Origin of the sequence: Promicromonospora umidemergens (assembly GCF_024171995.1) — a bacterium.
Classification (GTDB): Bacteria; Actinomycetota; Actinomycetes; order Actinomycetales; family Cellulomonadaceae; genus Promicromonospora; species Promicromonospora umidemergens.
The window spans coordinates 19,099-44,863 of sequence record NZ_JAMTCT010000012.1; the positions used below are offsets into that span (position 1 = coordinate 19,099).

The window sequence follows — 25,765 nt, forward strand, 5'->3', positions numbered from 1 at the left end:
GGGTACCACTCGGGGCACCACGGCACGGTCCGTGCCGAGCGGCGGAGTCCGCCTGTCGGACGCTGATCCCGTGGGGCGGACCTCCGCCACGCACATCCCCGAGCTGCACGGACTGCGCGGCGTGGCGCTCGCCCTCGTCGTCGCGTTCCATCTGTTCGGCAACGGCCGGGTGTCGGGTGGCGTCGACGTCTTCCTGGTCCTGTCCGGGTTCCTGGCGACCGGGTCCCTGCTGCGCCGTGCCGCGCGCCGCGAGCTGCGCCTCGGCGAGCACTACGGACGGACGTTCTCCCGGCTCGTGCCCCCGGCCCTCCTGGTGCTCGCCGCTACGGCGGGCCTGGCCTGGTGGATCATGCCAGAGGGCACCTGGGCGCAGACCGGCCGGGAGATCGTGGCCTCGGCGCTGTACTACGTGAACTGGGAGATGATCTCGAGCCAGCTCGTCTACGGCGCGGCGGGGCCTGAGACCAGCCCGCTGCAGCACTTCTGGTCGATGTCGGTCCAGGCGCAGTTCTTCCTGGCCTGGCCCGTGGTGGTGCTGATCGTGGTCGGGCTCGCTCGCGCGGTACGAATCCGTCCCCGTGCCCTGCTGCTCGTGGTGGTCGGGGCAGCGACCGCTGCGTCGTTCGTCTTCGCGCAGGACCTGCACGCCGCGGACCAGCCGGTCGCGTACTTCCACTCCTGGGCTCGGTTCTGGGAGCTGGGCCTGGGCGGATTCCTCGCCCTGGCACTGCCGTGGCTGCGGCTGCCTGGGTTCTTGCGCCCGGTCCTCGGGTGGGCAGGCCTCGGGTTGGTCGTCTCCAGCGGGTTCGTGCTCGACGGGGGTGCTCTGTTCCCAGGGCAGTGGGCGCTGTGGCCGGTGGCGGGTGCTCTCCTCGTGCTGCTGGGCTCCGGCGGTACCGCCGTCTGGGGACCACGTCGTCTGCTGCAGGTGGCGCCGCTGCGCTTCGTCGCCGACATCTCCTATGCGCTGTACCTGTGGCACTGGCCCTTGCTCATCGCCTACCTGCACTACACGGGCGCGGAGCGGCTGGACTGGTTCGGCGCCGGGGCGATCATGGCGACGTCGGTGGTCCTGTCCTGGCTCACGAACAAGCTGGTGGCCGACCCGGCGCAGCGGTTCCGGGAGGCGTTCGGCGGGGTTCGCGCGCTGGTGGCCGCCGCTGCCTGCGTCTCTCTCGTCGTCGGCAGCGCCGTCGTGGGGCTGACCGCGCTCGAACGGCGGGACCTGGCACAGCTTGCCGCCGCGCAGGCGGCGGCGGGCGCGGTAGACGAGGACGGGGCGGCCGAGTACCCCGGTGCGCGCGCACTGAGCCCGTTGTACCGCGACCCGGTGCCGGAGGACGTGGAGATCCAGCCCGCACCTGCGGTCGCGTCGCAGGACCGGCCCTCCGTCGACGGCGACGGCTGCATCGAGGGGAGTGCCGCGACGTCCCCCTCGGGTGTTCCCATGACCTGCACCCTGACCGATGTGCCGGACCCGAAGCGGGTAGTGGTCCTCGTGGGCGACTCGCACAGCATCCAATGGGCGCCTGCGATGACCGAGATCGGCCGGGACGAGCAGTGGCAGGTGCTGTTGCTGGCGCGGCGCGGCTGCCGGCTCGCTGCCCCCGCTGAGCCGCTCACCAAGGGCAGCAACTGCTGGGACTGGCGAGCCAACGCGCTGAAGCTGCTCGAGCAGATGCGGCCGGACGCGGTGATGGTCATCGGGAGCCGGACGTCGCCGGAGGCGTCCGGCGACGAGGTGAACCCGGACGAGGCACGCGCGTGGCGGCAGCTGGCCGAGGTGGGTGTCCGGGTGGTCACCGTGCGGGACAACCCACGGTTCGAGTTCGACGTCCCGGCGTGCGTGGAGGAGTCCTACGGCGTGGCCTGCACGCGGCCACGAGCGGACATCTTCTCGCCGGTCAACCCGGTCGAGAAGGCACAGGGGGTGCCGCCCTCGGCGGCGCACCTCGATCTGACCCCGTTCATCTGCGACGCGCAGCTGTGTGCCGGCGTGGTGGGCAACGTCCTGATCTATCGCGACGACGACCATCTGACGGCCACCTATGTGACGACTCTCGAGCGGCCGCTGCACAACCAGCTACGAGCAGAGGCCGAGTGGCTCTTCGCGGACCCGATGCGCAGCCCACCGGTACGCATGCGCTTCTGAGCTTCCGGCGGCTGATCCTGCCCCCGTCGGTCGGGCTCGCCGAGACCACCAGGCCCCGGCGAGCCCGACCGCTTACCGCGTCGGGAGAGCGCCCTAGCCTAGGGTCACCGCGTCCAGGGCGTCGGCGATGCCGTCACCGTAGAAGCTGTTCTCCGCGAGCCCGCCGACGCAGGGCGCCCCGGCGGTCGTGGTGGTGCACTCGTGGTCGTCGGCCTGGGTGCGGACCGCTGCCTCGAGCTGCGCGGGCTTCCAGCGCGGGTGCGCCGACTTCATGAGCGCCAGGACGCCCGCGACGTGCGGGGACGCCATCGACGTGCCGCTCTTGAGGTCCCAGGTGCCGTCGAGCTCCGTGGACAGGATCCCGCTGCCCGGGGCGGCGACGTCGATCTTGCCGAGGCCACGGTTCGAGAACGAGCTCAGGTCCGAGGCCTGGGTCAGGGACGAGACCGTCACGACGCCGTCCAGCTCCGCGGGGATGTCCTCGCAACCGGAGTTGATCACCCGGTCCACGGCCGTCGAGTCGTTCGGGCTCGCCGCGTCGGTGGTGTTGTTGGCCAGGTCGGTGGCGGCGTTGCCGGCCGCGGCGGCGTGCACCACACCGCGCTCGGTCGAGAAGTCCACCGCGCGACGCACGGCCTCCTTCGCGGCAGCCTGGTCAGGCTGGTCCTCGCACCAGTACATGAACGGGTCGATGTAGTACGAGTTGTTCGTGACGTCCATGTGGGTCATGCCGGCCCAGACGAACCCGCAGATCGCGTACTCGGGGTAGATGAACCCGTCGTCGTTCACGACCTTGACCGAGGCCATCTTGACGCCCGGCGCGACGCCCACGATGCCGACGCCGTTCTGCGCGGCGGCGATGGTGCCGGCGACGTGCGTGCCGTGGTCGGAGGTCGTGGGCAGCCAGCCGGTCGCCGACCTGTCCGGCCTACCGCCGTCGGTGCAGTTCACCGACCGGGCGGTGTCGACCTGGGTGGCCAGGTCGGGGTGCGACGCGTCGATCCCGGAGTCCAGCACGCCGACGACGACGCGGGACGAGCCGGGATTGACGTCCAGGGCCTGGTCGGCCTTGATCATCTCCATGTCCCACTGCGTCGCCTCACCCGGGTCGGGGACGGCGGTCGTGCCGGCGGGCTCGTCGACGGTCCAGCCGGTGGTGTCCTTCTTGGCCTTGCCCTTGACGGCCATGTCCTTCTTGACGCCCGCGGCGGAGTCGCTGCCGGGTGTGCCCTCGGTGGGGCTGACGGTGCGGGTTGCACCGACGGACTCGATGACGCCGACCCGGTCGGCCGCGAGCACGTCCTCGCGGAACGACCCGTTGGCCGAGTGCGCCACGATCACGCCGATCTGGGGCCACGCCTGCACGACGACGCCGTCGGCCCGCTTGATCGCCCTGACCGCCTTGACGGCGTCACGGACCTTGGTGTCCTCCGTGTTGACGACGTAGGAGAACAGTGCCCCGTCGGGTGTGACGATCGGGACGGGCGTTGATTCCGGCTCGTCCGCCGCGTACCCGGCGCCGGTGCCGAACGCGGTGAGCGCGAGCGTCGCCGCGGTAGCGACGGCGAGTGCTCGCCGGGAGTGGGAGATGCGCATGGATCACTCTCCTGGATGAAGACGGGCCCCCGGGTGGGGCCCGTACGGCAACCTACGCGTCCCGGCAGAAATTGCCCACCGCACCTCCACAGATGAAACGGAAGGAGACCCCGATTCCTTCACCCGCGTGCCCGGGATATTTCATCCTCGGCCTCGGCGCTCTGTGGCACAGTGGTCCCTCCTGCCCCCGAGACGAAGAGCGCGACAACACCACATGACGGCACCGACGACCACGCCCGCCGCCGAGTCGAGCCAGGTGGCCGGACCCTCGGTCCGCCCACGCAAGTTCCGCCCAGAGGTCCAGGCTCTGCGCGCCCTCGCGGTGCTGCTGGTGCTCGTCTACCACATCGACCCAGCGGTCCTGCCGGGCGGCTATATCGGAGTGGACGTCTTCTTCGTCATCTCCGGCTTCCTCATCACCGGCCACCTGTGGCGGGAGGCGTCGACCACCGGCACGGTCAGCCTCAAGAAGTTCTGGGCGGCCCGCGCCCGGCGGATCCTCCCTGCGTCGCTCGTCACCGTCGTCGGGGTGATCGTGCTCGCGCAGCTCCTGCTCCCGCGGTCGCTGCTGGAGACGTGGTGGCACCAGGCGCTCGCGTCCGTGCTCTACGTCGAGAACTGGGCGCTCGCCAGGGACGCCGTCGATTACCAGGCGGCGTCCAACGCGCCGACCGCGTTCCAGCACTTCTGGTCCCTCGGCGTCGAGGAGCAGTTCTACCTGGTGTGGCCGCTGCTCGTGGTCCTGGCCGTCGGGCTGTGGGGCGGAGCGCGGCGCGCGACCGCCACGCGCGACCCCGAGGTCCTGCGCGCCCTGCTGCTGGTGCTGTTCTCCCTGGTGGGCGTCGCGTCCTTCGCGTGGGGCGTCAAGCAGTCCATGGACGGCGACCCGGTCGCGTACTACTCGACGTTCACCCGGGTGTGGGAGCTCGCGGTCGGCGGCATCCTCGCCCTCGTCATCCGCGACACGGCGCGCCTGCGGTCGCTGCGCAGCACGCTCGCGGTGTTCGGGGTCACCACCATCGTCGTGGCGGCCTGCGTGCTCGACGACGGAACGCCGTTCCCCGGGGTCGCGGCGCTCGCGCCGACGCTCGGCGCCTGTGCGGTCATCGCAGCGGGCCGGACGGCGGGCCCCGGCTCGCTCCGACGGATCGTCGATACCTGGGCGGTCCAGCGGCTCGGTGACATCTCGTACTCGCTGTACCTCTGGCACTTCCCGGTGATCGTGTTCTTCGGCATCCATACCGGCCGCGAACCGGGCGTGACGGACGTCCTGGCGATCATCGCGACCTCGTTCGCGATGGCCATCGCCAGCTACGTCCTCGTGGAGCAGCCGATCCGGGTCTCGGGCTGGTTCCGGGCCGACGGCCGCATGCTCGTGGCCTCCCTGGTCGCCATGGCGCTCGTCGTCGGCCTCGCGGCGACCCTCCCGTTCCGGGTGAGCGGGACGAACGACCAGTGGGACCGCAACGCGTCGGCGATCTCCGGCGAGGAGGAGGAGCGGGTCAAGGAGGGTCTCGAGGAAGGGTTCACCCCCTTCGTCGACGGCGACACGGTGATCAAGCCGAACCCGCTCAAGGCCGGGTACGACAAGAGCTCGACGCTCGGCGACTGCCTCGGCACGGCGTCCGACGGTCCGGTGGAGCCCTGCGAGTACGGCGAGACGGAGAACCCGACCGCCACGGTCGCCGTCGTCGGGGACTCGCACGCCGGAGTGCTGGCGGAGCCGATCCTTACCGTGGCGGCGGAGCGCGGGTGGCGCGTCGTCACCTACCTGTACGGGTCCTGCCCGTTCACGAACGCACTCCGTGCGGACGGCGACGCGGCGGACATCGAGGGTTGCTACGAGGCCAACCAGAACACCCGGGCCGCGCTGCGTGAGCTCGACCCGGAGCTCGTCGTCACGACGTACCTCGAGCGGACCCGCTTCGAGGCCGGACCCGCCGAGGACGTGGCGGGCGCCGCGGGCCTGGCCGAGGTGTGGAACGAGCTGGTGGCGCGTGGCACCCGCGTCGTGGCGTTCCGGGACACCCCCCAGGCGCGCAAGGACGTCGTGGCGTGCGTCAGTGACAACTACACCGACCCGGAGGAGTGCGGGATGCCGCGCGAGGAGGCGCTCGGAGGCCGTGGCGTGGTGCCCGCAGCCGCGAAGCTCGCCCCTCGGGTCGAGGTCGTCCACCTGTGGGACAAGTTCTGCGACGACGTGACCTGTCCGGCGGTCATCGGCAACGTGCTGGTTTACCGGGACGGCAACCACGTGACGCGCACCTACATGGACCAGGTCACTGACGACGTCCGGCGGGTCCTGCCGGAGCGCTTCGATCGATCCGGTGGGCGGTCGTGATCGTGCCGGCGGTGCGCTGACCGGAGGCGGTGCCGCCGTCGAACAGCGATGGCACCGCCTGGCGCAGCTGGTTGCCCAGGAAAGGGCCGAGCGTCCGTACGTACGTGTTGGTCAGGTGATCGTCGTCGCGGTAGACGAGCACGTTGCCGACCACGGGGTCGCACCTCACCGGTCCGCAGATCGAGTCGGTGAGGTCCAGGTGGACGGCGGTGCCCGGCACGCCGGGTGCGGTCGTGACGGGCGAGACGTCGGCGAGCTGCTCCGCGCGCGGCCGGCCGCAGACCTCTGGGGAGACGGCGTCGACCATGCACTCCGGGACGAACCACTCGAAGCGGGGGTTGTCCCGGATCGTGACCACGGTGATCCCGGCGTCGTCCAGCGTGCGCCACGCCTCGGCCTGGCCGGGTAGCACCTCTTCCGGTGCGCCGTCCTCGTGGGTCCGCGTGCCCACCACGACCACGACGTCGGGGCGGGCCGCGACCAGCGCGTCCAGCGCGCCCTCGTTCCACGTGGCGCACGCCGACCGGTGCGCCACGCTGCCCTCGCCCGACGTCGCCAGGCGGCATCCGTGCTTGATCATCTCGCGCAGCTCCCAGCCGTGCTCGTGGGCGAGCGCGACGAAGGCCTCCTCGTACTGCTGCTCGTGCGACGCGCCGGCGAGGTAGACCACGGCTGTCGGGTCGGTCGGGTCGGCGGGCGAGACCACCGTGCACTCCAGCACCTCGGCCCGGTCGCCGTCCTGGGCGCAGTCCGGCCGGTCCGGGTGGTCGTCGTAGGCCACCCACGTCGCGGGGCGGAACGGGGCGCCGGGCTGCGTGTCGGCGGGAGGAGCGTCCGGTGCGAGCGCGGCGGCCCCTGGGTGGTCGGGTGACGGCACGAGCAGCGCGGCGATGTCGTGCCGCACCGTCGCGTCGTGCCCGGCCGCCGCGACCTGGGTGCTGCAGAGCACCAGCACCGCGGCACCGGCCAGGGCCGCGAGCGTCCGCCTGCCCGACGGCGTCGTGGCGGCCCGGTGGCCGACGTCGTCGCCCCGGGGTGCCAGGTCCGGCGCCGCCGCTCGCCGGGCCGACAGGCGGTCCGTGACCCGGGTCAGGAGCGGTTCGGCGACGTACCGCGTCGTGAGCCACGCGAGGACCGTCGAGGCGGTGAGGATCGTGCCCGCCGCCATCGGGCCCACCTGCCGCGTGTCGGTCGTCAGGAGCCAGAAGATCAGGATCGGCCAGTGCCAGAGGTACAGGGCGTAGGAGATGCGCGCGCCGAAGAGCAGCGGAGCGCTGTCCAGCAGCCGCTCGACGCCTCGGGCGGGAGCTGCCGCGGGGGTCCGCTGCCCTGCCGGGACGGATGCGGTCGCGATGAGCACGAGCGCAGCACCGCTGACGGGGACGAGGGCCCAGGCGCCGGGGAACACGTTGGCGCCGTCCACCAGGAAGCCCGACCCGACCACCAGGGCGAGACCGACCCATCCGAGTACGTCGCGCAGCGGACCCTGTCGGGGTACGCGGGCACGGAGGGCCAGGGCGAGCAGCGCGCCCGCGCCGATCTCCCAGAACCGGGTGAACGTGCTGAAGTAGGCGACCGGCTGGTCCACGGTGACGAGCCACAGGGCGCCGGCGAACGAGGCCGCCGTGGCGACGCCGGTGACCGCGGCGAGCAGCACGGCCGGGCTGCTCGCGCCGGTGGTGGGCCGGGTGCCGCGGTGCCTCCCGAGCCGCCGGCTGCCTGCGACCAGACCCAGCACCACCAGCGGCCAGACGGCGAAGAACTGGCCCTGCACCGACAGCGACCAGAAGTGCTGCAGCGGGCTCGTCCCGGGCCCCGCGGCACCGTAGGCGAGCGAGGCGTGCACCAGCTCCCAGTTCTCCCAGAAGGTCGCCGACGCCCCGATCTCGCGCAGTCCCGCCGACCAGCTCATCCGGGGAGCCAGCGTGAGCAGGGCGATCGTGACGGCGGTCAGCACCACCAGCGCTGCCGGGAGCAGCCGGGCGAGGGTACGTGCGTAGTGCGCCGCCAGCCGCAGGCTGCCTGCCTCGGCACGGCGGAACAGCGTTCCCGTCGCGAAGTACCCGGACAGCAGGAGGAAGACGTCGACACCGCCCGAGACCCGACCCTGGCCGAACAGGTGGAACGCGACCACGAGGATCAGCGCCAGGCCGCGCAGGCCGTCGACGGCGCCGATCCGCGGCTCAGCCACTGGCGGTGCGACGCGACGCGTCCTGGTGTGGGCGGGAAGGGCTGGGCAGTGGCGCCGTCGGCGCGCCGGTGGCTGGCACGCCGACGAATGTAGAGCCGGGGCCTTACGTGCAGGTGGCGAGCGGGCGAAGCCCAGGTCTCGATCTCACCCGCGCGGCCCGCCGCCGTCCGCAGGTCCTGCGCGGGGCGCCCGCGGTGGTTCGATGGCACCGTGATCGACACCGGTGACTACGAGATCGAGGACGAGGCCCGCGTGCGCGACCTGGTCCGCAACCATGGCTGGGCCACCCTCGTCTCGGTGGCCGACGACGGAGCGCCCGTCGCCTCCCATCTGCCGGTCCTGCTGGAGGACACGCCGCAGGGGGAGCCGATGAGCCTGCTCAGCCACGTCGGCAGGCCCGACGAGGTGCTGCACCGGCTGGACAGCGGCCGCGAGTCGCTGCTGATCGTGCAGGGCCCGCACGGCTACGTGTCGCCGGGCTGGTACGACCTGACCCCCGCCGTGCCGACCTGGAACTACCTCGCCGTCCACCTGCACTGCGCGGTCGAGCTCCTCGCGCCGGCGGAGTCGTACCGGGTCCTGTCCGACACCGTCGACCGCTACGAGTCGGTCATGCCGCGGCCCGTTCGCCTGCCCCACGTCGAGGAGTACGCCCGGCGCATCGCCAAGGGCGCGGCGGGGTTCCGCCTGCGCGTCACCCGGTGGCAGGGCAAGGCCAAGCTGAGCCAGGACAAGCCCCGCGCCGTCGCCGAACGGGTGATCGCCGCGCTGGAGGCGGACCCGCACTACGCACAGCCGGCGCTCGCGGCCGAGATGCGCGCAGAGCTCGGCAGGCGCGTCGACGGCCTCGGCGGAGGTCCGGCCGGTTCAGCCGGTTCGCCCGGGGTGGCGAGCGGCGGTTCGAGCGGCGGCGAGGCGTGACCGGCGTGGGCGGCCTGGTCGAGCCGCTGCTGCTGACCGGCGCGCGCCTCGTCGGGCACACCGAGCCCGTGGACCTGCTGCTGCGGAACGGTCGGGTGCGCGCGGTCGCGCCATCGGGCACGCTCGCCGGTGGTGACCTCGGCGGTGCCGCGGCCGGGCGCGGCGAGGGGGCCGGGCCGGTGGAGCGCCTCGACCTGGACGGCCGTACCGTCCTGCCAGGGCTCTGGGACAAGCACGTGCACCTCACCCAGTGGGCGCTGGTGCGGCGTCGGCTCGACCTGTCCGGCGCGAGCTCCGCCGCAGAGGCCGTCCGGCTCGTGCGCGACCGCCTCGCCGAGGGCCCGCCCGATCCGGGAGCCGCGCTGGTCGGCTACGGGTTCCGGGACGGGCTGTGGCCCGACACCCCTGCTGCCGCGCTGCTCGACGCCGTGGCGGGCGCCGTCCCCGTCGTGCTCGTGTCCGGCGACCTGCACTGTGCGTGGCTCAGCACCGCCGGCCTGCGGTTCGTCGGCGTCGGCTCGCACCCCACCGGAGTGCTGCGGGAGAGCGAGTGGCTGCCGTTGTCCGCCGTCGTCGACCGGGTGGCCGACCACCTCGCCGACACCTGGGTGGCCGACGCCGCCGCGGCGGCAGCGGCCCGGGGCGTGGTCGGCGTCGTCGACCTGGAGATCGTCGACAACCGCACGGTCTGGCGCCGCCGGTTCGCGGGTGGGTTCGATGCGTTGCGCGTCCGGGCCGGCGTCTGGACGCCCTGGCTGGACGACGTCCTCGCCGAGGGCCTGCGCACCGGCGACGTGCTGCCAGGCACGGGCGGCCTCCTGGAGCAGGGTCCGTACAAGGTGGTCACCGACGGGTCGCTCAACACCCGCACCGCCTACTGTCACGACGCGTACCCGGGCCTGGCCGGGCCAGAGGCGCACGGGATCCTGTCGGTGCCGCCCGACGACCTGGTCCCGCTCATGAAGCGCGCCCACCACGGCGGGCTGCGGTGCGCGATCCACGCGATCGGCGACCACGCCAACGCCCTGGCGCTGGACGCGTTCGCGGCGACCGGCGCCCGCGGCTCGATCGAGCACGCGCAGCTGCTCGACGCGGCTGACCTCGCCCGGTTCGCCGAGCTCGGCGTGGTCGCGTCCGTCCAGCCGGAGCACGCCATGGACGACCGCGACATCGCCGACCGGCACTGGGCCGGGCGCACCGGACGGGCCTTTCCCTACGGCGCCCTTGACGACGCCGGGGCCGTGCTCGCTCTGGGCTCGGACGCGCCGGTCGCCCCGCTCGACCCGTGGCTGGCCGTCGCCGCGGCCGTCAGCCGGTCCAGGGACGGGCGTTCCCCCTGGCACCCGGAGCAGCGGATCGGGCTGCGGACGGCGCTGGCGGCCTCGACGGACGGGCGGGGGCTGTTCCCGACGGCGGGCGGGCCGGCGGACCTCGTGGTGCTGGACGCGGACCCGCTCGGGGTCGGTGGCGGTGTCGACGGCTCGAATGACGACAGGTTCGATGGCGACAGGTTCGATGGCGGCGGGTTCGACGACGGCGTCGCGGAGACGCTGCGGCAGATGCCGGTGGCGGGCACCCTGCTGGCGGGCCGCTGGACCCACCGAGCACTCTGAGGTCTCGACTGCGTCTCTCCGTGGCTGTCGACCCCTACGTACCGCACGCGACACGCCGACGAAGAGGTGCATTGCGTAGGGGTCGCCGTCGACGAGCCACGGCAGCGACGTCGGACACGCGGGCGTTGACAACGCGAGCGGCATGGGCACCGCCTGTTGACCGACAGATATTTACGTATACGATATTCATATGAGCGATAGGAAGATCCGCGGGCGGGCGGTGAGCGACGAACAGATCCAGGCGTGGGCCGAGGAGGCCGAGGCCGGCTACGACGTGACCAAGTTGCGCGGCCGCGGCCGTCCGCCTGCTGGTGACGGGCCGGGCGAGGTGGTACCGGCTCGACTGGACGCTGCGACGCTCGCCGCGCTGGACAGGCAGGCTGCTGCTGAAGGGCTGGCGAACCGGTCCGAGGCGATCCGTGCGGCGGTGCGTGCCTGGGCGCACGTCGCGTGAAGCTGCACGGCTCTGCCCGTAAGCATTTCAAGCGGGATCGACTGACCGAGGCTGGTGTCCTGCGCGCCGTCGAACAGCCCACCTACCGCGCCGCGCTGGACGACGAGGACGACCCGCGCCGCTGGTTATTGCTCGGGTTCGACGACGCCGGGCGGATGCTTGAGCTCGTAATCCTGGTGTTCGACTCCGGGGAGGCGCTGGTCATCCACGCGATGAAAGCCCGCGCGCAGTACCTCGACCTGCTGCTCTGACCCAAGTAGTGGCCTCGGGACCGAGGCCATCACGTTGCCGTCGACCTCGTGGGCATCACAGCGCAGACGCCGATCTAGCGTCGGATGGCGACCGCGGCTGAACGTAGGGTTGGTCGCTCTCAGAGGTCCCTAGGAGCGACTATCCCTACGTTCGACGGGGAGTTCGATCGATGGGGTGTCGCAGAACTGCCGGAGGGCGGTGGCGATGAAGAGCACCTACCAGTGCGACGGCGACGGCGACGGTCAGCGCAGTGTGCTCAGGATCAGGTAGCCCGCGCAGGCGATGCCCAGGACGAGTGCCGCAGCGGTGGCCAGGGCGATCGGCGCGGCCCCGTGGTCGAGCGACCCGGTGCTGTGCAGCGCGGTGTTGGCCCTGCGGTAGCCGACGGCGGCGGCGACGTAGGCGGCGACCGCGAGCCCGGCACCTGTGACGCCCGCGAAGACGGCGAGGACGCCGGCGGTCTCCACGGTGAAGCGCATGGCGACGAGGCTGGCGACGCCGAACGAGAGGCACGTGCGGCGCCAGGCGAGGAGGGTGCGCTCGGTCTGGAGCCCGGGATCGTAGACACCGTGGTCCTGGCTCATACGAACAGCCCGATCGTGACGAGGACGACGGCGACGACGATGCCCACGACGAGCAGCCCGCCGACGGCGAGGCCGGGGAGCGGCCGGCCCCGGCGCAGCGCCGACTCGGTGGCGGACCAGCCCAGCCAGGCCTGCACGGCGGCGATCGTGCCGAGGACGAGGAAGACGCCGGCCGCTGCGACGCGCCAGCCGGTCGCGGCGGGGAGCGAGAGCGCCTCGAGCGCGAACGCGCCCGCGTACAGCCCGAGCGCGGTGCGTAGCCAGGCCAGGAACGTGCGCTCGTTGGCGAGGCTGAACCGGGGGTCCGGCTCCTCGCCGTCGCGGTAGACGCGCTGGGGAAATCTCTTCGAGCTCATGCCCGTGCGCCGGCTGAGGTGAGCGCGACGGTGCGGAAGCCGGCGTTGCCCATCGAGGAGTCTGGGGTGTTCGACGACCGCGCGGAGCTGCGGTAGCGGTTGCAGTACGAGAGGTGGCACAGGTAGCTGCCGCCACGGAGGATCCGCACCGTGCCCTGCTCCGGGCCTGGCGGGTCGGCCGCGGGGGAGCCCTGGTAGTAGCTCGGGTCGAACCAGTCGTTGCACCATTCCCAGACGTTGCCGACGGGCTGCCAGAGGCCGTAGCCGTTGGGCTCGAAGCTCCGCACCGGTGCGGTGGTGAGCCAGCCGTCGTCCAGGGTGTTCACCTGCGGGAACGTGCCCTGCCAGATGTTCGCGCGCCATCCGCCGGCATTGACCTCCGCGTCGCCCCAGGGGTACTTGGCGCCGTCGATCCCGCCGCGGGCCGCGTACTCCCACTCGGCCTCCGTCGGCAGGCGCCGGCCGGCCCAGGCGCAATAGGCGACGGCGTCGTTCCAGCTGACGTGGGTGGCCGGATGGTCGTCGAGCCCGTCGACGTTCGAGAGAGGGCCGCCGGGGTGTGCCCAGTCGGCGCCGCGCACGCCGAACCACCACGGGGCGCCGCTCGGCTGGCCCAGGACATCGGCCGGGTCGGCCGCCACGGCGAGGTGGAACACGGCGGAGAAGCGATAGGTCTCCGCCTCGGTGCGGTACCCGGTGTCACCGACGAAGCGCGCGAAGTCCGCGTTCGTGACGGTCGTCGCGTCGATCTCGAACGCGGCGAGCGTGACCTCGTGCAGCGGGACCTCGCCGTCGGCGGCGTTCCGGTCGCCCGACGAGTCACCCATCGTGAAGGTGCCGGCGGGGATGCTCAGCTGCTCGACGGCGTGCCTGCCACCGGCCGGGATCGTGGCGTCGGCGTGGGCCGGGCGGGAGCCGAGCTTGACGAACGCGTCCCGCCCCGGGGTGCCGCATCCGCATCCGCATCCGTCGTGCTCCGCTCCGGTCTGCGCGTTCATCGTCACGCTCCCACGGTAACCGGGTCCGGGAAGAGCACGACCAGCGTGTCTGTTCCGGAGTGAAATCACCCGCTGCCCTACCTTATTTACGAGGCGACTGAGGATGGCCGGAGCGAGGATTGCGAGATGAGCCACCCCAGGCGCGGACCCCTCAGATCCATCGTCCCGGAGGTGCGCGCGAAGAGCCCCGGAGCAGCGGCAGGCCCCGGGGGAGACGGGGAGCGGGAGCTGCCGGTCACCCGCCAGCAGCTCGAGCTCTTCCAGCGTGCGGCGAGTCCGACGGACGTCAGGGTCCTTGTCGTCATCTGCGACGACCGGCCCGTCATCCTGGGACGCAACTTCCAGGACCAGTACCCGGATTCCGACCTCACGGTCCTGTCCGAGGCCCGGGTCAAGCAGGGCGGGCGGCCGTTCGGCCTGACCCGGATCAAGAGCGACCACGGCATCGTGCGTACCCTCGCGTCGCTACCCCCGGCCGACCTGGTCGTCGACATGCGGCAGGGGCGTCCGGCCGACGTGCGAAACACCTTTCGCCGGACCTTCCTCGCTCTGGCCGACGGCGGCCGGTACATCACCCGGCAGGAGCCCGGCACCCCGGCCGACGGCGGCGACATCGTCGACGACGTCCGGAACCTGGCCGATCACCAGGCCGTGCCGACGGCGCGGCGGCGGGCGCTGAGCGCCCTCGAGCTGGGCCTCGGCAGGGCGCTCGCCGACGTGTCCGTCAGCGGCGACTTCCTCGTGCTGCAGAAGCGCGGGGAGCACGTCATCAAGCTCGGTGTCGACGACACGCGCGCGGCGCTCGCGGCGCGCGGCGTCGAGCAGCGGGTGATCGCGCGCGTCGCGCCCGAACGGCGGGTGTCGGCGTCGTCCGTCTGGTCCAGCGACGCAGTGCTCGGCGCCGAGCGGCTCGGCGGGACCATCGAGGTGCAGGAGCTGGTCTGCACCGTCTACGAAGGCGTGCTCTGCGCACCACGTCAGGTGGCCGTGGTGGAACGGCTCCTGCTGCCGACGTCGTACTTCCTGCCGGGGCGGTCGAGCCGCACGACGCGTGGCCTGCCCAACCTCGGTAGTGACTTCTCCGCGCTCCCGGCGTTCGAGGCCGAGCCCGAGGAGCTGTCCGGGACCTACTACCACCTCGACAACCAGATCGCCGGCCACTACGGGCACGTCATCACGCACGACCTGTCGAAGCTGTGGGCGTGGGACGCGGCGCTCGCCGAGTACCCGGACCTGAAGGTGCTGATCAGCCCCCAGGTGAAGACGGGTGAGGTACCCGGCTACACGTACGAGCTGCTGGAGGCGTTCGGCATCGGCAGGGAGCGGGTCCACGTGATCACCGGTCCGGTGCGCGCCGAGCGCCTGATCACCGCGACCCAGGCCTTCCAGCAGCCGAACTTCCTCAGCCCGGTGGCGCGGGATGTCTGGGCGCGGGTGACGGCAGGCCTCCTGCCGCGGGCAGGACGGGGTCCGCTGCCGGAGCGGGTCTTCGTCTCACGCCGGGCGGCGAGCCGCCGGCGGTGCCTCAACGCGGACGAGGTGGAGCGGCGGTTCGAGGAGGCGGGTTTCGTCACGGTCTACCCCGAGGACTTCTCGCTGCCGGACCAGGCGCGGCTCTTCTCGAACGTCCCGGTGGTCGCGGGCTACGCGGGCTCGGGGCTGATCAACACCGTGTTCTCGTCGGGCCCGGCCACGCGGATCGTGCTGGCGTCGAAGAGCTACTGGGCCACCAACGAGTACCACATCGCCGCCGTGTACGGCGGTGACCTGCACTACTTCTGGTGCGACCCGGTGGTTCCGGACGCCTCGGCGGCCAGCCCGGCGACCGGCGGCATGTTCCACGCGGACTACGTGTTCGACGTCGAGCGCGACGGGCAGGCGCTCGACGAGCTCCTGCTGTCGCTCGAACCGCGTGCCCCGCGCCTCGGGCCCACCTGGTCAGCTGCCGGCTGACCGCCGGACCGCCGCGGCGACCGCCGGGTCCGAGCTCGGCGTCGTGACGCCGTACCGCAGCAGATAGCCGATCCGGGACTCACGCACGTGCGCGGCCATGAGGGCGGCGGCCCGCTCGCCGTCGCCGGCGTCGATGGCGCCGACGATCACGCGGTGCTCGGGCCAGAGCCGCTTGCCGCGGGGTTGCACCTCGGCGGCGTAGAGCCACTCGATCTTCCACGAGAGCTGGCGCAGCAGCCGTGTCAGGGTCGCGCTGCCGCTGAGCTCGGCGATCCCGATGTGGATCTGGTCGTTGATGACGACCAACGGGTCCAGGTCGTCGGCCGCGACGTGCGCGTCCCCTGCGTCGAGCAGGGCGGCGATCTCCCGGCGGATCCGCCACCAGTCCGCGGGGCTCTCGTCGCCCGAGTAGAGGGTCGCCGCTCGGCGCGCGGCGCTGCGCGCGGTCGACACCTCCAGGGCCTCGCGCACCGCGAACAGGTCGTCGGCGTCGTGCACCGGGATGGGCGCCACCCGGGAACCGACGTGGTGGCGCGAGTCGATGAAGCCCTCGCTCTCCAGTCCCCGCAGCGCCTCCCGGACCGGTACCCGCGAGACGTCGTAGCGCTGGGCGAGCGAGCTCTCGGTGACGCGGGCACCGGGTGTCAGCACGCCGGCGATGATGTCCCGCCGGATCGCGTCCTTGACCGACGCCGGCCGCGCGACGGCAACGGGCGCAGGCCCGTCCGACCGGTCGTGGGCGGGCACGTCCGGCTCGGCGGCGAGCTCAGCGTCCTGCGGCATAGCCCTGTGCGCCCCTCGGGTTGGCGGCGGCCCCCAGCATTCCGGTGGCCGGGTCGCGGGTCACCGCGGACAGGCGCCCGAGGGCCCAGTCCCCGGCCCGGGTCACCACGTGGCCGCGCCGCTCCAGGCCGGCGATGACGGCGTCGCCGAGCCGGTCCTCCACCGTGGCTCCGCCTGGTGTCCAGGTACGGGGCCAGAACGAGCCGGGGAACGACGTCGTGTGCAGGGCCGGTGCGTCGATCGCCTGCTGCGGCGTGTACCCGCCGACGAGCACGCGCAGCAGGAACAGCAGCTGCCACTGGTCCTGCTGGTCGCCGCCCGGCGAGCCGAGCGCGATCACCGGCTCACCGTCGCGCAGCACGAGCGTGGGCGTGAGCGTCGTCCTGGGCCGCCGGCCGGGCACGAGGGCCGACGGCGACGCCTCGTCCAGCCATGTCATCTGCAGCCGCGTGCCCAGGCAGAAGCCCAGGCCGGGCACCGTGGGGGAGGACTGCAGCCAGCCGCCCGACGGCGTCGCGGAGACCATGTTGCCCCAGCGGTCGACGACGTCGATGTGGCAGGTGTCGCCGCGGGTGGCACCGGTGTGCTCGGGGGAGTCGGGGCTCTCGACCCGTCCGACGGGCTCAGGGTAGGCCGGCTCGACCACCGGGACGGTCGGCTCGCCCACGCCGGCCGCCGCGCCACCGGTCGGGGCACCCGGCAGGGAGCCGATCGGCGCGCTGCTGGCGTACTCGGTGCGCAGGATCGGCACGGTGGGCGTGGGCCGGCCGGCCACGGCGCCGGGGCGCACCTCGTGGCTCGCGGTGTCGGTGATGAGCGCTCGGCGCTGCGCCGCGTAGTCCTCGCTGAGCAGGTGGGCCAGCGGTACGTCGTCCGCAGCGGGGTCGCCGTACCAGACGTCGCGGTCCGCCATCGCGAGCTTCTGCGCCTCGAGGATCGTGTGGGCGCCGAGCTCGGTGGACGGGTCGAGCGCCGCGTCGTCGAAGCCCTCCAGGATCTTGCACGCCGCCAGCAGCGCGGGACCCTGACCCCAGGGACCGGTCTTCGCGATCGTGTACCCGCGGAACGTCACGGTGGTCGCGTCCTCGTACGACGCCTCGAAGGCCGCGACGTCGGCGGCGGTCATGACGCCGGCGTGGTCGCCGCCGTCGGAGTGCCGGTGTGGTGTCCTGACGAACTCCTCGACGGCCGCGCCCACGCGCTCGCGCCAGGTGGCCCGCGCAAGATCGATCGCCTCCGTGCGGCTCCCTGCGCCCGAGCCGGCGGCCACGACGGCGTCCAGCAGGTCGGCGTACTCCGGGTTGGTGACGAGCGTCCCGGGGGCCGGGGCCTCGCCGTCGGGCAGCCAGCGCGCGGCCGAGGTGGGCCAGTGGTCGCGGAACAGCTCGGCGACCAGGGAGATGGTGGAGCTGACCCGGCCGAGCAGCGGATGCCCGTCGCGCGCGTAGCCGATGGCGTAGGCCAGCACGTCGGCGATGTCCCAGGTGCCGTGGTCGCGCAGGAGCAGCAGCCAGGCGTCGACGGCGCCCGGTACTGCCGCCGCCAGCGCTCCGGAGCCCGGGACGAGGTCCAGCCCTTCGGCCCGGTAGTGCTCGATGGTGGCGCCGGCGGGCGCAGGCCCCTGGCCCATCAGGACGCGGGGCGCCGACGGCGCGTCGGCCGTCACGAAGACGCCGGTCATGTCGCCGCCGGGCCCGTTGAGGTGCGGCTCCACGACGTGCAGCACGAAGGCCCCTGCCGCCGCCGCGTCGAAGGCGTTGCCGCCCCGTTCGAGCACTGCCTGGGCGCTCGCGGTGGCGACCCAGTGGGTGGAGGCCACCATCCCGAACGTGCCCTGGAGGTCGGGTCGGGACAGGGGGGAGGGCGGCGGGGTGAACGACGGGGTGCCGGCGGCCGGCGACGGAGTGCGCACTGGAGAATCCAATCCGAGTCTGACAAGGACGACTGAATACAATCATCGCGCATACCGCTGAGCTGTATGCAATCCGACCCGGGCCCTGCCTGCCTCCGCGTCGAGCCTCGAGGCGACGCGTTGAGGCACTGTTGAGCCGCGGTTTGGCGGGCGGTTCCGAGCGGGGCGTGGCTCCGAAGACTCCCGTGACCGGGCAAGATCTCACCTTACGATCGGGTCACAGATCGGGCTGCTGACGGTCATCTGGGTCCGTCGGTGCTCGGGGCACCCGTACGGTGGGCGCTGCGCGGGCTGCCACGCGGCCGAACGCAGCACCCCCTACGTAACGAGCCTTTGTGACCTTTGCCGAATACCTGACGCGTAACTATGACAACCTTCTGGAGCTCGGCCTCGAGCACCTCAACCTGGTCCTCATCTCCATGGGGATCGCGCTCGCCGTGGGCCTGCCACTCGGGATCGTGGCCCACCGCAACGGGTTCCTGCGCAACCCGATCCTCGCCGGCGCAGGATTCTTCCTGACCCTGCCGTCGCTGGCGCTCTTCTCGATCTTCATCCCGGTGCTCGGCATCGGTGCGCCGCCCGCGATCGCTGCCCTGAGCCTGTACGCGCTGCTGCCGATCGTGAGCAACACGGTCACGGGCCTCGCCTCGGTGAGCCCCGCGGTGGTCAAGGCGTCGCAGGGCATGGGGATGACCGGCTTCCAGCGACTGCTCAGGGTCGAGCTGCCGCTGGCCTGGCCGGTGATCCTCACCGGCATCCGGGTCTCCACGCAGGTGGTCATCGGGATCGCCGCCATCGCCGCCCTCGTGGGCGGCCCCGGCCTCGGCACCGAGATCTTCCGCGGCCTGCGCTCCCAGGGCAACGCGAGCGCCCCCAACCTGGTCTACGGCGGCACGCTCGGCGTCATCGTGCTGGCACTCCTGCTCGATGCCGCCTTCGTCCTGATCCGCCGACTCACCACTTCGCGAGGTATCCGATGACCACCACAGAGACGATGGCGCAGCCCGGTCCGACGGCGGCCGGCGCCAAGCCGATGATCGAGCTCGTCGGCCTCACCAAGCGGTTCCCCGGCACGGCAGAGGCGGCGGTGGACGGGCTCACCCTCACGGTCAACGAGGGTGAGATCACCGTGCTCGTCGGGCCCTCCGGCTGTGGCAAGACCACCTCGATGGAGCTCATCAACCGCCTCATCGAGCCGACGTCGGGCCAGATCCTCATCGACGGCGAGGACATGACCCACACGAACCCCGACGAGCTGCGCCGGCACATCGGGTACGTGATCCAGGAGACCGGGCTGCTGCCGCACCGGACCATCGCGCAGAACGTCGGGACCGTGCCGGGGCTGCTCGGCTGGGACAAGGCGCGCATCGCCGCCCGCGTGGACGAGCTGCTCGAGATGGTCGGCATGGACCCGGCCACCTACCGCGGCCGCTACCCCAAGGAGCTGTCCGGCGGCCAGCGCCAGCGCGTGGGAGTCGCCAGGGCGCTCGCTGCCGACCCGCCGGTGATGCTCATGGACGAGCCGTTCGGCGCGATCGACCCGATCACCCGGGAACGCCTGCAGAACGAGTTCCTGCGGCTGCAGCAGCAGGTGCGCAAGACCATCATCTTCGTCACGCACGACATCGACGAGGCGCTCAAGATGGGCGACCGCATCGCCGTGCTGCGCAACCAGTCGCACATCGCCCAGTACGACACCCCGGAGAACCTGCTCACCAGCCCTGCTGACGACTACGTGTCGGACTTCATCGGGGCAGGCGCCTCGCTGAAGCGGCTCAACCTGAGCCGCGTGCGGGACATCGAGATGGCGACGGACGCGCCGACGGCGAGCCTCTCGACGCCGGTGGCCGAGGTCCGGGCCGTTCTGCTGGCCTCCACCTGGACGTCCCTGCTGCTGCTCGACGCCACCGGCCGCCCCGCCAGATGGGTGAACAGCCGCGACCTCGCCCGTGCCGAGAAGGGCACGGCGCTCACGGAGCTGGGCCTGCCCGTCGAGGCGATCGTGGAGCCCCATGCGACGCTGGCCGACGCCCTCGACGAGCTCATCGCCTCCAACGTGGGCTGCACGGTGGTGGTCGACGGGACCGGCGCCTACCAAGGGGTCGTGGACCTGGAGACGATCATGACCGTGGTCAGGACGGTCCGGGACGAGTACGAGCGGTTCCACCTCGCTCAGAAGCTCGCCCAGCAGCCGGCCGACGGTCAGGTGCGCTGATGGCGGACACCGCACTCGCGACACAGGCGCTGCCAGGCACGGGGGGCACGGCAGGCACACCAGGCACGGCCGGCGCGCCCGGCCGGGCCGAGAGCCGTCGCGGCGGCTCGCCGCTGAGCTGGTTCGGCATGCCAGTGCTGCTCGCGGTGATCCTTGGCGGCACCTACCTCTGGGTGAGCTCGCTCGAGCTGGACACGATCGAGCAGCGCACGCTCAACGTCGAACAGCTGACGCGGAGCACCATCGAGCACCTGCACCTGACCGCGGTGTCCACGGCCATCGTGATCGTGCTCGCGATCCCGCTCGGCGTGCTGCTGTCGCGACCGTTCGCCCGCCCCGTGGTGCCTGCGGTGCTGGGGATCGCGAACATCGGCCAGGGTGTGCCGTCGTTCGGGCTGATCACCATCGTCATCCTGTGGACCTCGCTGGGCTTCTGGCCCATGATCATCGGTCTCGTGGCCTGCTCGACGCTGCCCATCCTGCGCAACACCATGGTGGGGCTGGAGCAGGTGGACCGGACGGCCGTCAAGGCGTCGCGCGGGATGGGGATGTCACCGCTGCAGGTGCTCCTCAAGGTCGAGCTGCCGCTGGCGTTCCCGGTCATGATCGCCGGCATCCGTACCGCCCTGATCATCAACGTCGGCACCGCGGCCCTCGGCACGTTCTTCGGCCAGGGCGGGCTCGGCTTCATCATCTACAACGGCATCACCCTCAACCGCACGCCCGTACTCGTCACGGGCGTGGTCCTGGTCTCGGCACTGGCGCTACTGATCGACTACCTGGCCGGCGCGCTCGGCCGGCTGCTCGCCCCACGGGGCTTGTGAGCGAACGCCCGCTACGGGGCACGCGTCGAGCAGCGCCATCGAAGAACAACGCTCTGGAAAGGAGCATCAATGCGCATGAAAAAGGTATTCGCAACGGCGGGCATGGTCACGCTGTCGTTCGGTCTGGCGGCCTGTGGCGGCAGTGACAACGCTGCGTCCGCGACCGGCGGCGCCCTCGACGGCGCCGAGATCGTCGTGGGGTCCAAGGACTTCGACGAGCAGCTCGTGCTGGGCAACATCACGAAGCTCGCGCTGGAGAACGCCGGCGCAGAAGTGGACGACCAGATCAACCTCGGCGGCACCGACGCCGCGCGCGCCGCGCTGACCTCCGGCGACATCGACACGTACTGGGAGTACAACGGCACCGCCTGGATCAGCTTCTTCGGTGAGACCGAGGCGATCCCCGACCGCATCGAGCAGTACGAGGCGGTGCGCGACCGCGACCTCGAGGAGAACCAGCTGGTCTGGATGCAGCCGGCGGAGTTCAACAACACCTACGCGCTCGCGTTCCCGACCGCGGCCGCGGAGGAGCTGGGCAACCCCACCAAGCTCTCCGACCTGGCCGGCCTCGTCGCCGACGACCCGGACGCCGCGACGGTCTGCGTGGAGAACGAGTTCTCCACGCGTGACGACGGCCTGCCGGGCCTGGAAGAGGCCTACGGGATCGCCTTCCCTGACGGCAACGTCACCGTGCTCGACACCGCGCTCGTGTACACGGCGGCGGCAGCGCAGGACCCCTGCAACTTCGGTGAGGTGTTCACCTCCGACGGTCGCGTGGCCTCGCTCGACCTGACGGTCCTCGAGGACGACAAGGGATTCTTCCCGCTGTACAACCCGAGCCCGGTCTTCCGCGAGGAGGTCTACGAGCAGTACGGCGACCAGCTCGACGAGATCTTCGACCCGATCTCCGCTGCGCTCACCCAGGAGGAGATGACCATGCTCAACGAGCGCGTCTCCGTGGACCTGGAGCAGCCGGCTGACGTGGCCGAGGACTGGCTGACCGAGCAGGGCCTGCTGTAGGCCCTCGGCTCCTGACGGCGCCCGCGCCCCCTCCCGCTGCTCCGTGCGGGACGGGTCGCGGGCGCGTCTCTTTCCGCCGGGTGAAACCGTGAGTACAGTCTCGCCATGGAAAAGGACAATGAGGTCACCTCACAAGGCCTGACCGGGGGATCGCCGCCGCCGGACGGTGCGACCGCCGCCGGGTACGACGGGTCCCTCGAGAAGCCCCGCTGGAAGATCGTCGGCCCTGGCCTCATCGTCGCGGCCACCGGCATCGGCGCCGGTGACCTCGTCGCCACGATGGTCGCGGGCAGCGCCTACGGGTACGCCCTGCTGTGGGCGGTGATCCTTGGGGTCGTCATCAAGATCGTGCTGGTCGAGGGCGCGGGGCGCTGGACGCTCGCGACCGGCCGCACGATCTTCGACGGCTGGAAGTCGCTGGGGCTGTGGGCCGTCGTCTACTTCGGCATCTACGTGGTGATCTGGGGCTTCAGCTACGGCGCCGCCGCCATGTCCGGCGTCGGCCTCGCGCTGAACGGCCTGTTCCCCGGTGTCGACCTGCGGTACTGGGCGATGCTCGCGGGAGTCGCGGGTCTGCTGCTGGTCTGGTTCGGCAAGTACAAGCCGTTCGAGAACGTCATGGCGGTCCTGATCGGCGTCATGTTCGTGACCGTCGTGGGCTCGGCCATCCTGACGACGCCCAACCTCGGCGAGATCGCGGCGGGCCTCGTGCCGATCATTCCCGAGGGTGCGGTCCTGAACACGCTCGGCCTCGCGGGCGGCGTCGGCGGCACGATCACCCTGGCCGCCTACGGCTACTGGCTCACCGAGAAGGGCTGGTCCACGCCCCGCTGGATGCGCGTCATGCGGCTCGACAACGTGTGGGCGTACGTCATGTCGGGCGTCTTCGTGGTGTCGATGCTGATCGTGGGCGCCGAGCTGCTGTTCTCCGCGGGTCTGACGGTGGCCGACGGTGAAGAGGGGCTCATCGACGTCGCTGACGTGCTCTCGCAGCGGTACGGGTCCTTCATGGCGCCGCTGTTCCTGGTCGGCTTCTTCGCCGCGACGTTCTCGTCGATCCTCGGGGTCTGGCACGGCGTGTCACTCATGTTCGCGGACTTCGTCGCCACGATGCGCAACCTGCCCAGCGACGACCGTCGCCGCGGCGCCGGCGGTACCTACTACCGGGCGTACATCCTGTGGCTGACGTTCCCGCCGATGGCGCTGCTGTTCCTCGACCGGCCGATCCTGCTCGTCGTGCTCTACGGCGCACTGGGCTCGCTGTTCATGCCGTTCCTCGCGCTGACGCTGCTGATCCTCATGAACTCGAAGGCGGTGCCGCTGCGGTGGCGCAACCGGTGGTGGGTCAACGTGATCCTCGTCCTGGTGGCCGCCATGTTCCTGTTCCTGGGCGGCACCGAGCTGATCAAGGCGGTGGCACCACTCTTCGGCGGCTGACCTTTGCCGTTTTGCTTCATTCCGAAAAGCCCAATTGATCTGATCGCCAAGGTCAGGGGCGGGGTTGTGTCGGTCATTCACCCCACAAGAGTCAAGCCTCGCTGAGGAACGCGGCGATCTCGCGGGCCACGGCGTCCGGGGTCTCGTAGTGCGTCAGGTGCCCCACGCCGGGCACCAGGACCAGCCGCGCGTCGCGGAACGCCGTGGTCAGCTCCTTCTGGTCGGATGCCGGAGCGAGGTCGTCACGCGCGCCTCCGACGAGCAGGGTGGGGACCTCGACGCCTGCTGCCCATTCCCGGACGCTGCCCGTTATCGAGGCGCGGAACGCCGTCAGCAGCGAGCGCCGGGTAGCGAACCCGGCGAAGTACCGGTCGTGCTCCTCGTGGATCCACCGGGTGAGGGTCTTCTCCGGCGTGCGAACCATGGCGACGCTCGCGATGCGGGTCAGCGCGGCGTGCCGGAGCAGTGCGGTACCGGCCGTCTCGGGCAGCGCGCCCGCCAGGGAGTGCAGTGCGGCGGTGGCACCGACCCCCAGCCGGCCTCGTCCTGACACCGGGGGCCGGGGGATCGGGTTGATCAGAACGAGCGCTCGCGCGAGCGGAGCCGCGGGCTCCTGCCCGCCGGGCACGGTCCCGGACATGGCGGCCGCCGCGACGACCGACCCGAACGAGTGCCCGGCCAGTGCCGCGGTGCCCCCCGGGGCCACCTCCCGGACGAGGTCGCGTGCCCAGGCGGCGTAACCGGGCACGTCGTGCCGTCCGTCGGGCAGCGGTGGCGACGCGCCGAAGCCGGGCAGGTCGGGCACGGTGACCCGAAGACCGGGACGTTCGCGGAGCAGGTGCGCCACGACCGGCTCCAGCCCGTGGTGGTCCCCGCGGAACCCGTGCAGCACGACCAGGTGGTCAGCGGACCGGTCGGACCCGTACTGCCACAGGTGAGTGGTGCCGCCGCACAGCGTGACCTGCGAGCGGGTCACCGGGGCCCCGGAGACCAGCGTCGCGTACGGCGAGGGAAGTGATTGGCGTGCCATCCGAAGAGCCTAACCAGCCGGAATGTCGAAAGAGCCGTTGTGACCAGACCTTTTGGGGAGTCCGGGAAAAGTGGGGGTGAACCCGACGAAAAGGTGGGGGGTGAACCCCTGATGAATAGGGGGAGACCCCTATGGTTGACGCGTGCCCCGACAGCCAAGATGGAGCCCATGACGATCCTCGCCATCGGCCTCACCCTCGTCGGGGCCGTGTGCTTCGCGGTGGCTTCGGTGCTCCAGCACCACGCCGTGACGACCACCGAGCACCCGGACGAGGCGCGCCGTGTCGGCGATGTCGGGCGGAACGACGAGCCCGCAGGCAGGCACCAGCTCTCCGGACGGCACCTCCTGGCGATCGTGCGGCGAAGGCGCTGGCTCCAGGGCGCAGGGCTCGCCGCGATCGGTTCGGTGGTCAACGGCGTCGCCCTGCTCCTTGCCCCGCTGCGGGTGGTGCAGCCGGTCGGTGTCCTGGCCGTCCCGCTGGCCGTGCTGCTGTCGGCCGCCAAGGCGCGGCGCAGGCCGTCCGGTGGCGTACTCATCGGTGCGGCCCTGACGGTCGGGGGCGTCGCGGTGTTCGTCGTGGCGTCGGCCGGCTCGGCCACCACCCACACGCCGTCGGCCACGGCGACGCTGACGGCCGGGCTGATCGTCATGGCGCTCGTCGTCCTGCTCGGGTTCGCGGGGCTGGCCCGGCACAGCCGCGGATCGCTGCGCTGCCTCGCGCTGGCCAGCGCCGTGGCCGCGGCGTACGGCCTTCTGTCCGCGCTCATCCGGGTCGCCGCTCAGGCGGCCGCCGACACGGGCATCCTGTCGCCCCTCGTGCTGGGCTGCGCAGCCGGCGCCCTCGCCGCGTTCGCCATCGGCGCCTGGCTCGTGCAGCACGCCTATCACGCGGGTGCGCCGGAGATCGTCATCGCCTGCCTGACCGTCGTCGACCCCATCGTCGCCGTGGTGCTCGGCGCCGTCCTGCTCGGTGAAGGGTCCACGACGCCCGTCGGCGCGTGGGTGCTGCTCGGTGCGGCGGCCGTCACCGCGGCGATCGGCGTCCTCATCCTTGCCCACCACCACCCCGACGCCGTGGCCGCCCGCGCGGAGCGGGACGCACTCATGATCGCTGCCTGACGAGTGGCTCCTCC

General features: G+C 71.9%; 21 protein-coding genes. 13 read left to right on the top strand and 8 right to left on the bottom strand.

Going from position 1 to position 25,765, the window contains the following annotated elements; all coding sequences use genetic code 11:
* Positions 1–70: 70 nt before the first annotated feature.
* On the top strand, positions 71–2,152 hold the full coding sequence (locus tag APR04_RS17925) for an acyltransferase family protein (RefSeq protein ID WP_253872562.1): 2,082 nt from the start codon (positions 71–73) through the stop codon (positions 2,150–2,152).
* 93 nt (positions 2,153–2,245) lie between these two features.
* Here the strand turns inward: APR04_RS17925 and APR04_RS17930 are convergent, their stop codons facing one another.
* A complete protein-coding gene (locus APR04_RS17930; RefSeq protein WP_253872564.1) occupies positions 2,246–3,748 on the bottom strand; it encodes a S8 family peptidase in 1,503 nt (500 codons plus the stop codon).
* Positions 3,749–3,962: 214 nt separating this feature from the next.
* On the opposite strand from APR04_RS17930, the gene APR04_RS17935 reads away from it, so the two are divergent.
* Positions 3,963–6,089, top strand: a complete 2,127-nt coding sequence (locus APR04_RS17935; protein ID WP_253872567.1) for an acyltransferase family protein — start codon at positions 3,963–3,965, stop codon at positions 6,087–6,089.
* Here APR04_RS17935 and APR04_RS17940 read toward each other — a convergent pair.
* On the bottom strand, positions 6,028–8,280 hold the full coding sequence (locus tag APR04_RS17940; RefSeq protein WP_253872569.1) for an acyltransferase family protein: 2,253 nt from the start codon (positions 8,278–8,280) through the stop codon (positions 6,028–6,030). The two genes, APR04_RS17935 and APR04_RS17940, sit on opposite strands and share 62 nt — an antisense overlap.
* A gap of 210 nt (positions 8,281–8,490) precedes the next feature.
* Here APR04_RS17940 and APR04_RS17945 point away from each other — a divergent pair, with 210 nt between their 5' ends.
* From APR04_RS17945 to APR04_RS17960, 4 genes are all read left to right on the top strand, one after another.
* Positions 8,491–9,201, top strand: coding sequence for an FMN-binding negative transcriptional regulator (locus APR04_RS17945; protein ID WP_253872572.1), 711 nt, complete (start codon positions 8,491–8,493; stop codon positions 9,199–9,201).
* The gene (locus APR04_RS17950) at positions 9,198–10,814 is read left to right on the top strand and encodes an amidohydrolase (protein WP_372496128.1); all 1,617 of its coding nucleotides are present in this window, start codon (positions 9,198–9,200) and stop codon (positions 10,812–10,814) included. Before APR04_RS17945 ends, APR04_RS17950 begins: the two co-directional genes overlap by 4 nt.
* A 190-nt stretch (positions 10,815–11,004) precedes the next feature.
* Positions 11,005–11,268: a ribbon-helix-helix domain-containing protein gene (locus tag APR04_RS17955; RefSeq protein ID WP_253872575.1), complete on the top strand. Its 264-nt coding sequence runs from the start codon at positions 11,005–11,007 to the stop codon at positions 11,266–11,268.
* Positions 11,265–11,519, top strand: a complete 255-nt coding sequence (locus APR04_RS17960; RefSeq protein WP_308292366.1) for a toxin — start codon at positions 11,265–11,267, stop codon at positions 11,517–11,519. The genes APR04_RS17955 and APR04_RS17960 overlap by 4 nt, the downstream gene beginning before the upstream one ends.
* 243 nt (positions 11,520–11,762) lie before the next feature.
* Here the strand turns inward: APR04_RS17960 and APR04_RS17965 are convergent, their stop codons facing one another.
* Genes APR04_RS17965 through APR04_RS17975 form a run of 3 tightly spaced genes read right to left on the bottom strand, consistent with a single transcriptional unit; the run spans position 11,763 to position 13,458 of the window.
* The gene (locus APR04_RS17965) at positions 11,763–12,104 is read right to left on the bottom strand and encodes a DUF202 domain-containing protein (RefSeq protein WP_253872578.1); all 342 of its coding nucleotides are present in this window, start codon (positions 12,102–12,104) and stop codon (positions 11,763–11,765) included.
* On the bottom strand, positions 12,101–12,460 hold the full coding sequence (locus APR04_RS17970; RefSeq protein WP_253872581.1) for a YidH family protein: 360 nt from the start codon (positions 12,458–12,460) through the stop codon (positions 12,101–12,103). The genes APR04_RS17965 and APR04_RS17970 overlap by 4 nt, the downstream gene beginning before the upstream one ends.
* Entirely contained in the window at positions 12,457–13,458 is a 1,002-nt protein-coding gene (locus APR04_RS17975; RefSeq protein ID WP_253872869.1) for a formylglycine-generating enzyme family protein, read from the bottom strand. Before APR04_RS17975 ends, APR04_RS17970 begins: the two co-directional genes overlap by 4 nt.
* 126 nt (positions 13,459–13,584) lie before the next feature.
* On the opposite strand from APR04_RS17975, the gene APR04_RS17980 reads away from it, so the two are divergent.
* Positions 13,585–15,411 (top strand): glycosyltransferase family 61 protein, encoded by a 1,827-nt coding sequence (locus tag APR04_RS17980; RefSeq protein WP_253872583.1) that lies wholly within the window; start codon positions 13,585–13,587, stop codon positions 15,409–15,411.
* Here APR04_RS17980 and APR04_RS17985 read toward each other — a convergent pair.
* Positions 15,397–16,194, bottom strand: coding sequence for a GntR family transcriptional regulator (locus APR04_RS17985; RefSeq protein WP_253872586.1), 798 nt, complete (start codon positions 16,192–16,194; stop codon positions 15,397–15,399). The two genes, APR04_RS17980 and APR04_RS17985, sit on opposite strands and share 15 nt — an antisense overlap.
* Complete coding sequence (locus tag APR04_RS17990) at positions 16,178–18,016, bottom strand: gamma-glutamyltransferase family protein (protein ID WP_253872872.1); 1,839 nt, start codon at positions 18,014–18,016, stop codon at positions 16,178–16,180. Before APR04_RS17990 ends, APR04_RS17985 begins: the two co-directional genes overlap by 17 nt.
* 425 nt (positions 18,017–18,441) lie before the next feature.
* Here APR04_RS17990 and APR04_RS17995 point away from each other — a divergent pair, with 425 nt between their 5' ends.
* From APR04_RS17995 to APR04_RS18015, 5 genes are all read left to right on the top strand, one after another.
* Positions 18,442–19,086 (top strand): ABC transporter permease, encoded by a 645-nt coding sequence (locus APR04_RS17995; RefSeq protein ID WP_253872588.1) that lies wholly within the window; start codon positions 18,442–18,444, stop codon positions 19,084–19,086.
* The gene (locus APR04_RS18000; RefSeq protein ID WP_253872590.1) at positions 19,083–20,321 is read left to right on the top strand and encodes an ABC transporter ATP-binding protein; all 1,239 of its coding nucleotides are present in this window, start codon (positions 19,083–19,085) and stop codon (positions 20,319–20,321) included. Before APR04_RS17995 ends, APR04_RS18000 begins: the two co-directional genes overlap by 4 nt.
* Positions 20,321–21,145 (top strand): ABC transporter permease, encoded by an 825-nt coding sequence (locus APR04_RS18005; protein WP_253872593.1) that lies wholly within the window; start codon positions 20,321–20,323, stop codon positions 21,143–21,145. Before APR04_RS18000 ends, APR04_RS18005 begins: the two co-directional genes overlap by 1 nt.
* A gap of 75 nt (positions 21,146–21,220) precedes the next feature.
* A complete protein-coding gene (locus APR04_RS18010) occupies positions 21,221–22,165 on the top strand; it encodes a glycine betaine ABC transporter substrate-binding protein (protein WP_253872595.1) in 945 nt (314 codons plus the stop codon).
* A 105-nt stretch (positions 22,166–22,270) separates the two neighbouring features.
* A complete protein-coding gene (locus APR04_RS18015; RefSeq protein ID WP_253872598.1) occupies positions 22,271–23,602 on the top strand; it encodes an Nramp family divalent metal transporter in 1,332 nt (443 codons plus the stop codon).
* Positions 23,603–23,693: 91 nt separating this feature from the next.
* Here the strand turns inward: APR04_RS18015 and APR04_RS18020 are convergent, their stop codons facing one another.
* A complete protein-coding gene (locus APR04_RS18020) occupies positions 23,694–24,632 on the bottom strand; it encodes an alpha/beta fold hydrolase (protein ID WP_253872601.1) in 939 nt (312 codons plus the stop codon).
* Positions 24,633–24,800: 168 nt separating this feature from the next.
* On the opposite strand from APR04_RS18020, the gene APR04_RS18025 reads away from it, so the two are divergent.
* A complete protein-coding gene (locus APR04_RS18025; protein WP_253872603.1) occupies positions 24,801–25,751 on the top strand; it encodes a DMT family protein in 951 nt (316 codons plus the stop codon).
* Positions 25,752–25,765 lie beyond the last annotated feature (14 nt).

What these genes read in the sequence shown, in the direction of transcription:
- APR04_RS17935 (WP_253872567.1), top strand. Translation starts at nt 3,963, where the DNA reads ATGACGGCACCGACGACCACGCCCGCCGCCGAGTCGAGCCAGGTGGCC.
- APR04_RS17955 (WP_253872575.1), top strand. Translation starts at nt 11,005, where the DNA reads ATGAGCGATAGGAAGATCCGCGGGCGGGCGGTGAGCGACGAACAGATC.
- APR04_RS18015 (WP_253872598.1), top strand. Translation starts at nt 22,271, where the DNA reads ATGGAAAAGGACAATGAGGTCACCTCACAAGGCCTGACCGGGGGATCG.
- APR04_RS18010 (WP_253872595.1), top strand. Translation starts at nt 21,221, where the DNA reads ATGAAAAAGGTATTCGCAACGGCGGGCATGGTCACGCTGTCGTTCGGT.
- APR04_RS17990 (WP_253872872.1), bottom strand. Translation starts at nt 18,016, where the DNA reads ATGGTGGCCTCCACCCACTGGGTCGCCACCGCGAGCGCCCAGGCAGTG.
- APR04_RS18020 (WP_253872601.1), bottom strand. Translation starts at nt 24,632, where the DNA reads ATGGCACGCCAATCACTTCCCTCGCCGTACGCGACGCTGGTCTCCGGG.
- APR04_RS17980 (WP_253872583.1), top strand. Translation starts at nt 13,585, where the DNA reads ATGAGCCACCCCAGGCGCGGACCCCTCAGATCCATCGTCCCGGAGGTG.
- APR04_RS17985 (WP_253872586.1), bottom strand. Translation starts at nt 16,194, where the DNA reads ATGCCGCAGGACGCTGAGCTCGCCGCCGAGCCGGACGTGCCCGCCCAC.
- APR04_RS17965 (WP_253872578.1), bottom strand. Translation starts at nt 12,104, where the DNA reads ATGAGCCAGGACCACGGTGTCTACGATCCCGGGCTCCAGACCGAGCGC.
- APR04_RS18000 (WP_253872590.1), top strand. Translation starts at nt 19,083, where the DNA reads ATGACCACCACAGAGACGATGGCGCAGCCCGGTCCGACGGCGGCCGGC.
- APR04_RS17970 (WP_253872581.1), bottom strand. Translation starts at nt 12,460, where the DNA reads ATGAGCTCGAAGAGATTTCCCCAGCGCGTCTACCGCGACGGCGAGGAG.
- APR04_RS17975 (WP_253872869.1), bottom strand. Translation starts at nt 13,458, where the DNA reads ATGAACGCGCAGACCGGAGCGGAGCACGACGGATGCGGATGCGGATGC.
- APR04_RS18005 (WP_253872593.1), top strand. Translation starts at nt 20,321, where the DNA reads ATGGCGGACACCGCACTCGCGACACAGGCGCTGCCAGGCACGGGGGGC.
- APR04_RS18025 (WP_253872603.1), top strand. Translation starts at nt 24,801, where the DNA reads ATGACGATCCTCGCCATCGGCCTCACCCTCGTCGGGGCCGTGTGCTTC.
- APR04_RS17930 (WP_253872564.1), bottom strand. Translation starts at nt 3,748, where the DNA reads ATGCGCATCTCCCACTCCCGGCGAGCACTCGCCGTCGCTACCGCGGCG.